Source organism: Streptomyces humi, from assembly GCF_001005085.2.
Lineage (GTDB): Bacteria > Actinomycetota > Actinomycetes > Streptomycetales > Streptomycetaceae > Streptomyces > Streptomyces humi.
In genome coordinates this window covers 12,257-25,906 of sequence record NZ_LBMU02000049.1, presented here as the reverse complement: position 1 = coordinate 25,906, position 13,650 = coordinate 12,257, and the positions used below count along the sequence as shown (strand labels likewise).

The window sequence follows — 13,650 nt, the reverse complement described above, 5'->3', positions numbered from 1 at the left end:
GCAGTGTCGCACGGGGGTACGAAGACGCCTCCGCCGCCGGTCAGAAGGCGTCGACGGGGACGTGCACGCCCCACACCGAACGCAGTGCGTCGCACACCTCGCCGACCGTCGCCCGGGCGCGCAGCGCCTCCTTCATCGGGTGGAGGACGTTGCCCTCGCCCTCGGCGGTCCGCCGCAGAGCGTCCAGGGCGACGGTGACGGCCGTCCGGTCGCGTCCGGCGCGCAGTCTCCGCAGGCGGTCCGCCTGGCGGGACTCGACGGCCGGATCCACGCGGAGCGGTTCGTAGGGTTCCTCCTCGTCGAGGTGGAAGCGGTTGACGCCGACCACCACCCGGTCGCCCGCGTCCGTCTCCTGGGCGATGCGGTAGGCGTTGCGCTCGATCTCGGCCTTCTGGAAGCCGCGCTCGATCGCGCCCACCGCACCGCCCAGTTCCTCGACCCGCCGCATCAGCCCCAGGGCCGCCTCCTCGACGTCGTCCGTCATCCGCTCCACGGCGTACGAACCGGCGAAGGGGTCCACGGTCGCGGTCAGGTCCGTCTCGTGGGCCAGCACCTGCTGGGTGCGCAGGGCCAGCCGCGCGCTCCGGTCGGTGGGCAGCGCGATCGCCTCGTCGAAGGCGTTGGTGTGCAGGGACTGGGTGCCGCCGAGGACCGCGGCCAGCGCCTGGACCGCCACCCGGACCAGGTTCACCTCCGGCTGCTGGGCCGTCAGCTGGACGCCCGCCGTCTGCGTGTGGAAGCGCAGCATCCGCGACCTGGGGTTGCGCGCGCCGAACTCCTCCCGCATCACCCGGGCCCAGATCCGGCGCGCCGCACGGAACTTGGCGACCTCCTCCAAGAGGGTCGTCCGGGCCACGAAGAAGAAGGACAGGCGGGGTGCGAAGTCGTCGACGTCCATCCCGGCCGCGATCGCCGTGCGCACGTACTCGACGCCGTCGGCGAGCGTGAAGGCGATCTCCTGCACGGGGGACGCGCCGGCCTCGGCCATGTGGTAGCCGGAGATGGAGATGGTGTTCCACCTCGGGATCTCCGCCCGGCAGTACCGGAAGACGTCCGCGGTCAGCCGCAGCGACGGCTGGGGCGGGAAGATGTAGGTGCCGCGCGCGATGTACTCCTTCAGCACGTCGTTCTGGACGGTCCCGGTCAGCGCGGCCGCCGCCACCCCCTGCTCCTCCGCGACCAGCTGGTACAGCAGGAGCAGCACGGCGGCGGGGGCGTTGATCGTCATCGACGTCGAGACCCGGTCCAGCGGGATCCGGTCGAACAGCACCCGCATGTCCTCGACCGAGTCGACCGCCACCCCCACCTTGCCGACCTCGCCGTGCGCGAGGGGCGCGTCGGAGTCGTGGCCCATCTGGGTGGGCAGGTCGAAGGCGACGGACAGCCCGGTGGTCCCGTGGGCGATCAGCTGCCGGTAGCGGGCGTTGGACTCGGCCGCCGTGCCGAAACCGGCGTACTGGCGCATCGTCCAGGGCCGGCCGGTGTACATCGTCGGGTGGACGCCCCGGGTGAAGGGGTACGACCCCGGGTCGCCCAGCTGGCGGGCCGGGTCCCAGCCCGCCAGGGCCGCCGGGCCGTAGACGGGCTCGACGGGCAGTCCGGACTCCGACTCTCGGGTCATGGCGGGTGACCTCCGCGACAGGCCGGCCGATGCCTCCGGCCCTTCCCACCATGCCCCCTTGTTCGGCGGCGGTCACGCGGGGAAGCATCCACGGCATGAAGGTCTCGGGGTACTCAGGGATCGTCGGGCGGCCCGCCGTCGCGCTCGCCTCGGCCGCCGTACTCGCCGGGCTGGCGGCCCTGTGCGGATGCACCGTGCAGCCGCCGGACGGCAACGGCAAGGGGCACTCGCCCGTCCACATCGAGCTTCCGCCCAGCACGCCGGCCGGCACGGCGGCACCGGACCGCACCGCACCGGCCCCGGCGACCACGCCGGCCGCCGCGCCCACCCCGTCCGCCGTCGAGACGGTGCCGCCGCACATCGTGTACACGCGCGGCGACACCGGCACCGGCGTCCGCGGCCTCCAGGCCCGGCTGCGCCAGGTCGGCTGGCTGTACGACGGTCCCACCGGGACGTACGACGACCTCACGACGGAGGCCGTCAAGGGGTTCCAGGGAAAGCGCGGGCTGCCCCGGACGGGTGAGACCGACGCGGTGACCTGGCGGCGGCTGGTGGGGATGACGCACCGGCCGGGGAAGTGGGAGCTGTACCTGATGGGCGGTCAGCCGGCCGCCGCGCCGGACCCGCGGTGCCTGACCGGGCGGGTGCTGTGCATCAGCAAGACCAGCCGGACGCTGCGCTGGATGATCGACGGGCGGACGGTGTCCACGATGTCGGTGCGGTTCGGGGCGCAGTACACCCCGACCCGGGAGGGCGTGTTCCACGTCTACTGGAAGTCCCGCCACCACGTCTCGACGCTCTACCACTCCCCGATGCCGTACGCGCTGTTCTTCAGCGGCGGCCAGGCGGTGCACTACTCGTACGACTTCGCGGCCCGCGGGTACGCGGGCGGCTCGCACGGGTGCGTGAACGTACGGGACGAGGCGGCGATCGCGGACCTGTTCGCGCAGGTACGCGGCGGCGACAAGGTCGTCGTCTACTGGTGAGGCGCGGGACCGGAGAGGTTCGGGGCGCGGGCGGGACCGGGGGAACGTGTCCCGCCCGCGCCAATGCACGAGCCGCAGGTACGGGGGGAACCCCGGCTCTGTGCGACGGCCGATGACCAGTCGGCTCACTCAGTACTGCGCCGCCTGCTCCGAAAACGTCACACCCTGCGGGAAAAAAGTTCAGCGACTTTCAAAACCGCAGGTCAGCGGTCAGAGAGCGCTGTACGTCGGTCAGAGAGCGCTGTACGTCGGGGAGGGCACGCTGACGGGCCGGTTCGGCGCCAGGGGCACGAACGCCGTCGGGGCGGGGGTGGCCACGCCGTCCTGGCGGGGGTCGTTGCCACCGCCGCCGGCACCATCGCCCCGGCCGGGCCGGCCGTCACCGGCACCGCCCTGTCCGTTGCCGTCGCCCTGACCGCCTTGACCGCTCTGGCCGCCCTGATCGCCCTGGCCGCCTTGATCGCCCTGGGCGCCGGGGCCGCCCTTGCCGTCGCCCGCCGCGCCCTTGCCGCCGTTCTCCCCGGTGTCGAGGACGGCCGCGCAGAACTTGTCGATGCGCCCGGCACCGCCCGCGAACCGCTCCAGGGCGCGTCTGCGGCCGGCGTCCAGGGAGGTGCCGTTCCGCACGGCACGGCAGGAGGCGAGCGCACCGCTCCAGCCGTTCCTCGGCGTGCCCGCGGAACCGGTGTCCCGTTCCTTCGACCTGCCGGACGCCCCGGGCGAGGGCTGCCCGGAACCGTTGGACGGCTCGCCTGACCGGGGTGCGTCGCTCTCGCCGCCGAGCAGGGACTCGGGCGAGGGCGAGCCCTGCGGGCGCTGGGTGGTGCCGGCGGTGGAGACGGAGGCGGCCGGCCCGGGACGGTCGTCGCGGAACGGGGTGGGCAGTACCCCGGTGCCGGCGGCCACCGCGACCCCGCCGAGCATGCCGACGGTCAGCGCGGCGGCGAGGCCGAGGCGCGCGGGCCGGGCCCAGTGCGAAGCCCGGGACGAGCGGGCGGCAGCGGACGCGCGGGAGCCGGCACCGAGGCGGAAGAGACCCGCGTCGCCGCTCTGCCCGGTCCTGCCGGTCCTGTCGGTGCCGCCGGTGCTGCCGGTCCTGTCAGTGCCGCCGGATCGAGAAGCCACCGCGACCCGCTCGTCCTCGGCGGATTCGCGCGCTTTGCGGAACGCAGCCAGCGCCGCCTCCTCGCCGGGGAGTTCGGCGGCGGCCGGCGTGCACCGCGCGGAGAGCGCACCGAGCGTCCCGGCAAGACGTTCTGCCTGGTCACGGGCGGATTCATCGACGGCTTCGAGCGACTCACCGCGCAGCAGACGTTCCGCCGTCGTCCGGTTCAGCCACTTGTACTGCTCGTCGGCCATCACATGTCCTTCTGCGTCCGCGAACGCGTATGCGTCACACTGGCGGACGTCACCGCACGATCTTTCGGTTCTCGCTGCGGCGGAAGGGCGTCGAGGACGCCCGCCCCCTCGGGGTCCGCGCCGAGGAGTTCGGCGAGTCTACGCAGCCCCCGGTGCGCCGCCGTCCGGACGGCACCGGCGCGTTTGCCGAGGGTGTCGGCGGCGGTCTTGGCGTCCAGGCCCATCACGACCCGGAGCACGACCGCCTCGGCCTGGTCCTGGGGCAGCCGCGCGATCAGGGAGAGGGTGGAGTCGGTGGTGAGCGCCTCGATGGCCTCGTCGGCGGTGTCGGAGTCGGCGGCCCGGCCGGTCAGTTCCGTCTCGTCGCCGCCGATCGCGGGGCGGCGGCCGCGCATCCGTATGTGGTCGAGGGCACGGTTGCGGGCGATCCGCGCGGCCCAGCCGCGGAAGCGGTCCGCGTCGCCGCTGAACCGGTCGAGGTCACGGGCGATCTGGAGCCAGGCCTCGGAGGCGACGTCCTCGGCGTCCGGGTCACCGACCAGCGTTCGGACGTATCCGAGCAGGCGGGGCTGCACCGCGCGGTAGACGACACGGAACGCGGTTTCGTCTCCGTCCTGTGCAGCACGCACCGCGGCGGTCAACTCCGCGTCGTCCCCCAGCACCCGATACCTACTTTGCGCCCGGACCGGCGCCGCTCTCGCGGTCGTGGTCCTGGCCGTCGTGGTTCCTCAATTAATGGTTGCGGTAGTCGGGACGCAGATGGTTGCGGTGGTCATGCGTCCTCCGCGGCCCGGCGCGAACTGCACGTTACGCACTGAAACCGCTCGTCGTCCACGTCCGTACAAGATGCAACTAACTCGTGACGCCGTGGGGTGTGACAGAAAACGCAGTCAAGGCGCTGAACAGAGTACGGGCCGCCGCGCGGTCCGTGCCGCGCGACGGCCGGGGCCTCTCCTGTGGGGGGTGGCGGCCCCGGCCGTTGCTTCGGTGTGACGGAGAGGTCAGCCGGGGATGGCCAGGTCGCCCTCGATGTACTGGGCGCGCCCGAAGGCGAAGGACCAGTCCTGGGGGCCGTTCTCGAAGATGTTGACGAAGACGTCCTCACCGGGGACCCCGAGGGGTTCCAGCCGGGCGGCGACGGTACTGAAGAGCCGTTGCTTGACCTCGGTGGTGCGCCCCGACTGGGTGAAGATCTGGATCATGACGAGCCCGCGGGTCCGCTCGAAGCCGAGGCCGGCGTCCAGGGCGATGACGTGGTCGGCGTCGTGCTCGGTGACGATCTGGAACCGGTCCCGTTCGGGGATGGCCAGCACGTCCACGATCGCCTGGTGGGCCGCGTCGGCGATCGCCCGGGTACCGCTTGAGCAGAACTGCTCACGACACGGGCGCCGGGCCCGATCGAGGCTCGTGCCATGCCGCCGCTCCGGCGGCACCGGCGATCCGGTCCGGACCCACCGGCTGAGGAACCCTCATGTCGCACCACCTCGACTCGCCCGCCGCCCGCCAGGACGTCCGGCTCGACATCACCGACCTCTACGTCTTCCGCGGCGAGCGCGGCACCGTGTTCGTGCTGAACGTCAACAACTCCATCACCGGCCCCGACGCCCCGCAGGGCTTCCACCGCGAGGGCCGCTACGAGTTCCGGATCGACGCCGACGCCGACGCCCGCCAGGACGTCGTCTACCGCTTCACCTTCGGCGAGCCCGGCCCGGCCGGCGCACAGCCCTGGGCCCTGCACCGGCTGACCGGCGACAACTCGCGCGACGACCACGCCACCGGCACCGAGATCGCCACCGGCGTCACCGGCGTCACCGGCGGCACCGGCGCGGAGGTCGCCGGACGTGCCGGAGAGCGGGTCTGGGCCGGCCGCGCCGGCGACCCGTTCTGGATCGACCACGACGTGCTGGCCGCCGTCGGCGAGGCCTTCGGCCACGGCGAGCGCGCGGACCTGTCCGGCTGGGACCGCGGCAAGGCCGCCAACGTGTTCGCCGGGCAGACCGTGCACTCCCTCGTCCTGGAGGTCCCCGACGAGGAACTGCTGCGGCACACCGGCGGCGCTCCCGCCCTCGGCGTCTGGGCGGTGAGCGTCCTGGCCACCGACGCCGGGGGCTGGCGGCAGATCCAGCGCGCCGGCCACCCGATGTTCCACCCGGTCTTCAGCCAGCACGACCCGGAGCTCGGCGACCGCTACAACTCCACGCGGCCCGACCAGGACGAGGAGCTGTACTCCGACTTGACAGCCCGCCGGATCGCCGATGTCGTGGCCGCCTACGGCACGGCCGAGAACCCGCGCTCCTACGGGGAGGCGGTGACCGCCTTCCTCTTCCCCGATGTCCTGCCCTACCGTGTCGGCAGCCCGGCCGGGTACGGCTTCGCCGGCTGCAACGGCCGCACCCTCACCGACAACGTGGTCGACGTGATGTTCAGCCTCGTCACCAACACCCCCTTCGACGCCGGCCTGACCAAGGACTGCGTCACCGCCCGCCCGACCGACGCCTTCCCCTATGTCGCACCGGCCGCCCGGCCGGCCGCGGACCGGTGATCGTCCGGCCTCCGCGTGGCCGTCGGCGCACGGCCCGTCAGGTGGCCGAGTCCACCGGTTCGGGTGTCCGTTCCTGCGCGGCCTGCGCGGTGGGCGCCCGGTCCGCGTTCACGACCACTCCGGCGATCAGCGCGCCCAGCAGCAGCGCCGCCATCGCCCACCAGGTGGCCACGTTGAAGCCGTGCACCGCGGCTCTGGCCTCCAGCAGCGCCCGGTTCGGGATGCTCGCGGCATGGGCGGTGGCGTACCGGGTGGTGACGCTCGCGGCGATCGTGTTGAGCAGCGCCGTACCGATCGAACCGCCCACCTGTTGCGCGGTGTTGAAGGTGGCGGAGGCGGCGCCCGAGTCGCGGGCCGCGACCCCGCCGGTGGCCAGCGAGACGGAGGTCATCATCGCCGTGCCCATGCCGAGGCCGAGCATCAGCATCCCGGGCAGGATGTGCGAGGCGTACGCGGGCTCGACCCCGACCTGGGCTATCAGCGCGAGCGCCCCCGCCGCCAGCAGCAGTCCGGGGACCATCAGCAGGCGGGGCGGGACCCGGTGCAGCAGCCGGGCGGCGACCTGCGTGGAGCCGGTGACCATGCCGACGGTGATGGGGAGGTAGGCGACGCCGGTCTTCACGGGCGAGTAGCCGAGGACGCGTTGCATGTAGTACGTCAGGAAGAGGAAGACGCCGAACATGCCGATGGTCACCAGCAGCACGGTGAGGAAGGCGCCGACGCGCTGCCGGTCGCGTACGACGGTCATCGGGAGCAGCGGCACCCGGGCGCGGGTCTGCCAGAGCCCGAAGAGGCCGAGCAGGACCACCCCGCCGATCAGGAGCGCCAGGACCAGGGCGTCGCCCCATCCCCGGGACTCCGCCTCGGAGAAGCCGTAGACCAGGGCGAGCATCCCGGCGGAGCCGAGCAGCGCGCCGGGCACGTCGAGCCGGGCGTCGGGGTGCCGGCCGCCGCCGGACAGCAGCACATAGGCGCCGGCGAAGGCGACCAGCGCGATCGGCACGTTGACGTACAGGCACCAGCGCCAGTCCAGGTACTGGGTGAGGAAGCCGCCCGCGAGCAGCCCGACCGCGGCACCGGCGCCGATGATCGCGCCGAAGATGCCGAACGCCTTCCCGCGTTCCTTGGGGTCGGTGAACGTGGTCGCGAGCAGCGAGAGCGCGGCCGGGGCGAGCAGCGCGGCGAACACGCCCTGGAGCGCCCGCGCGCCGAACAGCATGCCCTGGTTGACCGCGGCGCCGCCCAGCGCGGAGGCTGCGGCGAAGCCGAGCAGGCCGGTCATGAACGCGGGCTTGCGCCCGGCCAGGTCGGCGATCCGGCCGCCGAGCAGCAGCAGCCCGCCGAAGGCGAGCGTGTAGGCGGTGATCACCCACTGCCGGTTGCCGTCCGACATGTGCAGGGCGACCTGGGCGGAGGGAAGCGCGATGTTGACGATGGTCATGTCGAGCACGACCATCAGCTGGGCCAGTGCGATGACGACCAGAGCCCACCAGCGTCGGTTGTCGGCCATACGCCAATCGTGCTACTCCGCGCCCTACTTGGGAACGCCCGCGTCTCTTATTACGTTGTTTTTGCCGAAGTCGCGCTACCTCACGGCGTCCCGGCACAGCAGCCGCAGCGAACCGTCGCCGCCGTAACAGCGCCGGGCCTCGTCGATCGGATCCCAGAGCCGGCCGTCGGGGGTGCGGATCCAGTGGTCACCGCCGGACGCCCACCACTCGGCGCCGGACTGACGGGCGATCACCTCACCGGCGTAGGCGCCGAGTCCGCGCAGCATCTCCCGTACCGCGTCGTACGGCGCACCCTCGACGCGCACCTCCTCGATCAGCCGGTCGACCCGCCACAGGCTCTGCGCCGAGTAGTCGAGCCGGACCCGCGCGCCCTCGCGCATCATGGCCACCGCGTCCGCCGCCCACCGGACCGGCTTGGCGGCGGCATGCGGCCTGGTCTGCTGCTGTGCTGTCACATAGTGGGCTGTCACATAGGGGAGAGCGGGGTCAGCGGCGTTTTCGTCACCCGGATCCGGGGCGTTCCGGCAACCGGTGCAGGACCCCCGCAGGTCCGCCGCAGCTCCACCGCACCGCGCACACAGTTCCCCGGGCTCAGCCGAGTCCGCGGGCCCGCCGGGAGACCACCGCGCGCAGCACCCGGCGGCCCTCCGTGGACACGTCCAGCGCCCGCCGCAGCCCGGCCGCGCCGTGCCCGGCGAGCAGTTCGAGCACCGTGACCTGCCGGCGCAGTTCGGCGGCGACCAACGGTGACATGCCCTCGGTGCCGCCCTCGCGGCGGGCGTCGACCGAGGGGGCCGGGTCCGCCGCGGGGTCGAGGAGCCGGTGGATCTGGAGCGAGGCCACGGAGCACCCGTCGGCCCACAGCCGGATGCCGTCGGCCTCCTGCGAGGCGGGCGCGGCGTCGAGCATCCGGCGCGCCAGCGCCTCGGCCCCGTCAGCACCGGCGCCGGTCCCCGGCCCGCCGGCGAGGGAGCCGCGCGCCTTCTCCAGTCCCTCGCTCCAGTCGGAGCCGTCGGCGAGGCTCGCCCACAGGGGGCGCAGCACCAGGTCGTCCCCGCCGAGCAGCGGCACGCACCGATCCAAACAGGCCAACCCGGCGGCGGCCAGTCCGCGTTCATCGGCCTGCGCGATCAGCTCCACCAGGCTCATCCCACGCCTCCCACAACGGTACATACCAAGGCGCCGACCTATACGGAGCCCGCACTTCCCCTAACTGCGTGCGAGGGACCGGGAGTGTCACAGCGGCATCCGGCCCGGCGGACCAGGGAACCTCAGGAAAGGGTTTTCAGCCAACAGGGCCTACGGCCGGGGCGGATCAGAACGCGGCCGGGGCGGTGCCCGCCGTCGCCTTCTCGTGCTGCATCCGGGTCAGCCGGACCACGAGGAGGATCGCCAGGACGGCGGCGGCGATGTCGAAGGTGTCCGAGACGAGCATCTCCCCGGCGTCCGCGTGGGCCCAGGCCGCTCCCTCGGCGTCACCGCGGTCGCTCCGCGCCAGCCGTCCGATGAGCAGGGAGCCCAGCCACGTCGTCCACCAGGCGTTGATCAGCGCATGCGAACGGGTCGTGCCCCACGGGGCGCTGGCGTCCCAGATCTCGCAGGTGATCCGGCGCGGGAACCACAGGTTCACCAGCGGCACGAACCAACCGCCGACCGCCCAGCCCGGCTTGAGGCTGTGTCCGAGCGGGTCGAACACCTGGGCGTTGGCCCGCACCCGGTGGAACCAGCACAGGTACACGATCACGCAGGCGACCGTCGTCACGGCCTGCGCGGAGGCCGCGAGGGCGTAGAGCGCGTCGGCGCGGTCGGCACGGTCGAACACCTCGGCTCCGGTGGCGCCGGCCGCGAGGTCGCCCGTGGCGTCGTACCGGAGGAAGCCGGCCCCGAGGGCGAACAGGTCGGTGGCGACGACCACGCCGAGCAGTGCGGCGGCGGCCCGGCCGAGGCCGACCGGCGAGCGCAGCCAGAGCCCCGGCGAGCCGCCGAACACCGCCCGGGGATCCGGCGATTCGCCGAGGCAGCGGTGGCACAGCGCGGCGCCGGGCGCGGCGGCGAAGTGATGACAGCGGGCGCAGATCAAGACGGTCCCCCCGGGGCGTCGGGCGCGCGGCCCTCCCCTGGTCCGCGCGCGGAAGCGGAACATACGGCCCGTGAGTGACGTACGTCCACCCTCGGGGCCGCCCGCGTCGGCGGCCCCGCAGCCGCCCGGATCAGCCCAGCCTGTTCGCGAGGCCCTTGAAGTCGGTCCAGGACATCACCGGGGTGCCCGGATCCCAGAGCTTCTGGACGGTGGCCCGCAGCGGCATCCGGATGCCGGCGGCGACCTGGTCCTGGGTCTGGGAGTTCGCGAGGTCGCACCAGACCGCGAAGGTGCCGCCGAGGATCTGGGAGTCGTAGGCCGCGGGCACGGCGGAGGTGCCGCGCAGCACGCGCGGGGTCCACTGCTCGTAGATCCGCTGTCCGGTCGGGTAGACGAAGGTGTTGGGCTCGCCGAGCACGTAGTAGAGGTACTCGTCGTTGTAGTTGAGCACCTTGCGGCCGGCGCTCAGGTACTCGGCCGGCTGCCGGGCGCCGATCTCCTTGCCGGTCCAGTAGCCGACCTGGAGGTCCTTGGCCGGCTGCACGGAGGTGTGGCGGAAGAAGCCGTCGTTCCAGGCCCGCAGGGTGCGGCCGTGGGCGCGGACGGTGTCGGCGCGGGCGTTGAGCCAGCCGGTGGTGAGGTCGGCGACGGTGCCCGAGGCGCCGTAGGCCTGCCGGGCGGCGGCCGCGAGCTGCGGGTAGGAGGCCTGCGGGTCGGCGACGGTCAGGGCCTGGTACTCGTCGCCGCCGAGGTTCCACCAGGTGCCGGGGAAGAGGTCGGCGTACTCGCCCAGCAGATCGTCGACGATCTTGGCGGAGGCCGGCTTGGAGATGTCGATGGCGCCCCTGGTGGCGATGCCCCGCGCGTTGCGCAGCTGGAGGTCGGGGTGGGCGGCGAGGACGGCGCCGAGGTGTCCCGGCGAGTCGATCTCGGGCACGACCTCGATGTGCCGGCCGGCCGCGAGCGCGACGATCCGCCTGACCTGGGCCTTGGTCAGGTGGTCCCGGGAGACGATCTCGGGATGGGTGCCGGACTCGATGCGGAAGCCCTGGTCGTCGGAGAAGTGCAGCCCCAGCTGGTTGTACTTCAGGTCGCCCAGCTCTCTTATCCGGGCCTCGATCCACCCGGCGGAGAACGGCTTGCGCGCGATGTCCAGCATGAACCCGCGCTGCGGCTTGGCCGGCCGGTCCCGTACGACCCCCTCGGGTGCCGTGCCGCTGCCGTGCACCTCCTGCTTCAGCGTCCGGGTCCCGTAGAACACGCCGGCGTCACCGGGCCCGCTGATCCGCACCGACCCGCCGCGCACGGTCATGGTGTACGACTCCGGGTCCCCCGTCCCGCCGAGGTCCAGCCGCAGGTCACCGGTCCGGACGTCCTCGTCCGCACCCTTGCGGCCGGCGTACGACAGTCCGAGCTCGCCCGCTATCAGCCGCCCCTCGTCGACCAGCGCCGGGTCGCTCACCACGACCCGGTAGCCCTTCTCGGGACGCCAGCCGGGCCCGCGGGCGGCCGTGTGGGACCGCACGGCCGGGATGGTGAGCGGTGCCTTGGAGAGGGGATAGCTGCGGGTCGGCGTGGGGGTGGGGCTCGCGGTCCGCTCGCCGCCGGACGGCTGCCGGGCCGATCCCGCGGCCTCGCCGCCGTTGCCGCCACCGCCACCGGAGGCGGCCCACACCCCGATACCCGTGCCGAGCGCGACGGTTCCCACGAAGGCCGCGGCTACCACCGCGCGCCTCCGCGCGACCTGTCGTGTCGAGGGCCTGCGCCTGTGCTGGCTCACTGTGACAACTTACGACGCGGCGACCGCACGATCGTCATCCACCCGCTCCGAAACTCTCCCGTCCGGGTGAAATTGCAGCAACCAACCGACACATCGTGAACGTCCTCGATAACGTCAACGACACTTGTCCCACAGCATCCCCTGCCACATCGCTCGTGACGCGAGGACCCACGCTGCCCGCCCATCGCCCGTCCCGTCTCCCTTCCCCGCTGGACGCCTTCAACGCCGCCCCTGCCGACGAGGCCGGCGCCCTGCTCCTGCACTGCCTGCACAGCCTGCGCTGGGCCCGCCGCATCACCGAGCACCGCCCGTACCCGGACGTGGACTCCCTGCTGGCCGCGGCGGACGAGGCGACGTACGACCTGTCCCCCACGGACATCACGGAAGCCCTGGCCGCCGAATCCCTGCCGGACCTCCCCGAGGACACCTACTCGGCGGCCACCACGGCCCTGACCGCGGCCCACGCGGCTTACGAAGCCAAATTCGGACACGTGTTCGTCATCTACCTGGGCGGCACTCCGCCCGAGGAGCGCTTGGACTGCGTCCTGGCGGGCATCTACGCCCGTTCGAAGAACGACCCCGAGGACGAGCGGGTGACGTCCGTCGAGCAGCTCCGGCGCCTTGCGGCGGGGCGCCTGCTTGCGAAACTCAGGGGCGCGGGAAACTGCGCGACCAGCCACCCACAACCCGCACCCGGCGCATAACGGCACAACCCACCCCGGATGCCGCCCGGCTAACCCATCCGCGTGCCACTTTGATCACACCGGTAGGCCCGGCGTAAGCCCAGCGCGAGCGCCTCGCTACGATGCTGGGGGCCGGTGGACCGTACCCGGCCGGGCCCGACCGACACCCACAAGCCGGCGCGGCCCCGATACCCCGCTCCCGGAGGGACTTCCGTGCCGGCTGGAACGCTGTACCGCGGCCGGGAAGGAATGTGGTCCTGGGTGGCTCACCGAGTCACCGGCGTCCTCATTTTCTTCTTCCTGTTCGTTCACGTGCTGGACACCGCTCTCGTCCGCGTCTCCCCCGAGGACTACGACAAGGTCGTAGCCACGTACAAGACGCCGATCGTCGCACTGCTGGAGTACGGCCTCGTGGCCGCCATCCTCTTCCACGCCCTCAACGGCCTGCGCGTCATCGCCGTCGACTTCTGGTCGAAGGGCCCGCGCTACCAGAAGCAGATGCTCTGGACGGTCGTCGGTGTCTGGGTCGTCCTGATGGCCGGGGCCGTTTACCCCGTTCTCGGCCACGCCGCTCGTGTCCTGTTCGGGAGCTGACGCAGATGTCGACCACTGAATCCCCCGCAGCCGGCGTCGGCCCCGTCGAGGGCGCCCCCCTCTTCGACGTCGACAACCCGGCCCCCCTCATCGAGGCCCCGCGCAAGCGCACCAAGAAGACCCCGCGCTCCACCCGCGGCAACTTCGAGATGGCCGCCTGGCTGTTCATGCGCCTGTCCGGCGTCGTGCTGGTCGTGCTGGTCCTCGGCCACCTGCTGATCCAGCTGGTGCTGGACGGCGGCGTGTCGAAGATCGGCTTCGCGTTCGTGGCCGGCCGCTGGGCGAGCCCGTTCTGGCAGGTCTGGGACCTCCTCATGCTGTGGCTCGCGATGCTGCACGGAGCCAACGGTCTGCGCACGATCATCAACGACTACGCGGAGCGCGCGAACACCCGGCTGTGGCTGAAGGGCCTGCTCTACACGGCCACGGTGTTCACCATCCTGCTGGGCTCGCTGGTGATCTTCACTTTCGACCCGAACATCCGCTAGGCACGG

General features: G+C 72.6%; 14 protein-coding genes. 5 read left to right on the top strand and 9 right to left on the bottom strand.

The window, feature by feature from the left end:
- Nucleotides 1–40: 40 nt before the first annotated feature.
- Nucleotides 41–1,621, bottom strand: a complete 1,581-nt coding sequence (locus tag AAW13_RS22840; protein WP_046729779.1) for an acyl-CoA mutase large subunit family protein — start codon at nt 1,619–1,621, stop codon at nt 41–43.
- A 95-nt stretch (nt 1,622–1,716) separates the two neighbouring features.
- Between AAW13_RS22840 and AAW13_RS22835 the strand changes: the two genes are divergently transcribed.
- The gene (locus AAW13_RS22835) at nt 1,717–2,607 is read left to right on the top strand and encodes a L,D-transpeptidase family protein (protein ID WP_046729778.1); all 891 of its coding nucleotides are present in this window, start codon (nt 1,717–1,719) and stop codon (nt 2,605–2,607) included.
- A gap of 231 nt (nt 2,608–2,838) precedes the next feature.
- On the opposite strand, the gene AAW13_RS22830 is transcribed toward AAW13_RS22835, so the two are convergent.
- The 3 genes from AAW13_RS22830 to AAW13_RS22820 all read right to left on the bottom strand — a co-directional run bounded on the left by AAW13_RS22830 (nt 2,839) and on the right by AAW13_RS22820 (nt 5,399).
- A complete protein-coding gene (locus AAW13_RS22830) occupies nt 2,839–3,966 on the bottom strand; it encodes a hypothetical protein (RefSeq protein ID WP_046729777.1) in 1,128 nt (375 codons plus the stop codon).
- A complete protein-coding gene (locus AAW13_RS22825; protein WP_046729776.1) occupies nt 3,966–4,628 on the bottom strand; it encodes an RNA polymerase sigma factor in 663 nt (220 codons plus the stop codon). Before AAW13_RS22825 ends, AAW13_RS22830 begins: the two co-directional genes overlap by 1 nt.
- 339 nt (nt 4,629–4,967) lie before the next feature.
- The gene (locus AAW13_RS22820; protein ID WP_079178921.1) at nt 4,968–5,399 is read right to left on the bottom strand and encodes a tautomerase family protein; all 432 of its coding nucleotides are present in this window, start codon (nt 5,397–5,399) and stop codon (nt 4,968–4,970) included.
- A 38-nt stretch (nt 5,400–5,437) separates the two neighbouring features.
- Between AAW13_RS22820 and AAW13_RS22815 the strand changes: the two genes are divergently transcribed.
- Entirely contained in the window at nt 5,438–6,508 is a 1,071-nt protein-coding gene (locus AAW13_RS22815) for a DUF4331 family protein (protein WP_046729775.1), read from the top strand.
- A 37-nt stretch (nt 6,509–6,545) separates the two neighbouring features.
- Here the strand turns inward: AAW13_RS22815 and AAW13_RS22810 are convergent, their stop codons facing one another.
- From AAW13_RS22810 to AAW13_RS22790, 5 genes are all read right to left on the bottom strand, one after another.
- Entirely contained in the window at nt 6,546–8,018 is a 1,473-nt protein-coding gene (locus AAW13_RS22810; RefSeq protein ID WP_046729774.1) for a DHA2 family efflux MFS transporter permease subunit, read from the bottom strand.
- Nucleotides 8,019–8,093: 75 nt separating this feature from the next.
- The gene (locus AAW13_RS22805; protein ID WP_071659651.1) at nt 8,094–8,474 is read right to left on the bottom strand and encodes a hypothetical protein; all 381 of its coding nucleotides are present in this window, start codon (nt 8,472–8,474) and stop codon (nt 8,094–8,096) included.
- A gap of 136 nt (nt 8,475–8,610) precedes the next feature.
- Complete coding sequence (locus AAW13_RS22800; protein ID WP_046729773.1) at nt 8,611–9,168, bottom strand: hypothetical protein; 558 nt, start codon at nt 9,166–9,168, stop codon at nt 8,611–8,613.
- A 166-nt stretch (nt 9,169–9,334) separates the two neighbouring features.
- Nucleotides 9,335–10,099: a DUF4328 domain-containing protein gene (locus tag AAW13_RS22795; protein WP_052768562.1), complete on the bottom strand. Its 765-nt coding sequence runs from the start codon at nt 10,097–10,099 to the stop codon at nt 9,335–9,337.
- A 130-nt stretch (nt 10,100–10,229) separates the two neighbouring features.
- Nucleotides 10,230–11,879, bottom strand: a complete 1,650-nt coding sequence (locus tag AAW13_RS22790) for a beta-N-acetylhexosaminidase (protein WP_071659650.1) — start codon at nt 11,877–11,879, stop codon at nt 10,230–10,232.
- Nucleotides 11,880–12,034: 155 nt separating this feature from the next.
- Here AAW13_RS22790 and AAW13_RS22785 point away from each other — a divergent pair, with 155 nt between their 5' ends.
- The 3 genes from AAW13_RS22785 to AAW13_RS22775 all read left to right on the top strand — a co-directional run bounded on the left by AAW13_RS22785 (nt 12,035) and on the right by AAW13_RS22775 (nt 13,644).
- Complete coding sequence (locus AAW13_RS22785) at nt 12,035–12,583, top strand: 2-oxo-4-hydroxy-4-carboxy-5-ureidoimidazoline decarboxylase (RefSeq protein ID WP_046729771.1); 549 nt, start codon at nt 12,035–12,037, stop codon at nt 12,581–12,583.
- Between the two features lie 192 nt (nt 12,584–12,775).
- Nucleotides 12,776–13,156 (top strand): succinate dehydrogenase, cytochrome b556 subunit, encoded by a 381-nt coding sequence (gene sdhC, locus AAW13_RS22780; protein WP_071659649.1) that lies wholly within the window; start codon nt 12,776–12,778, stop codon nt 13,154–13,156.
- A 5-nt stretch (nt 13,157–13,161) separates the two neighbouring features.
- Nucleotides 13,162–13,644, top strand: coding sequence for a succinate dehydrogenase hydrophobic membrane anchor subunit (locus tag AAW13_RS22775; protein WP_046729769.1), 483 nt, complete (start codon nt 13,162–13,164; stop codon nt 13,642–13,644).
- Nucleotides 13,645–13,650: the final 6 nt, after the last annotated feature.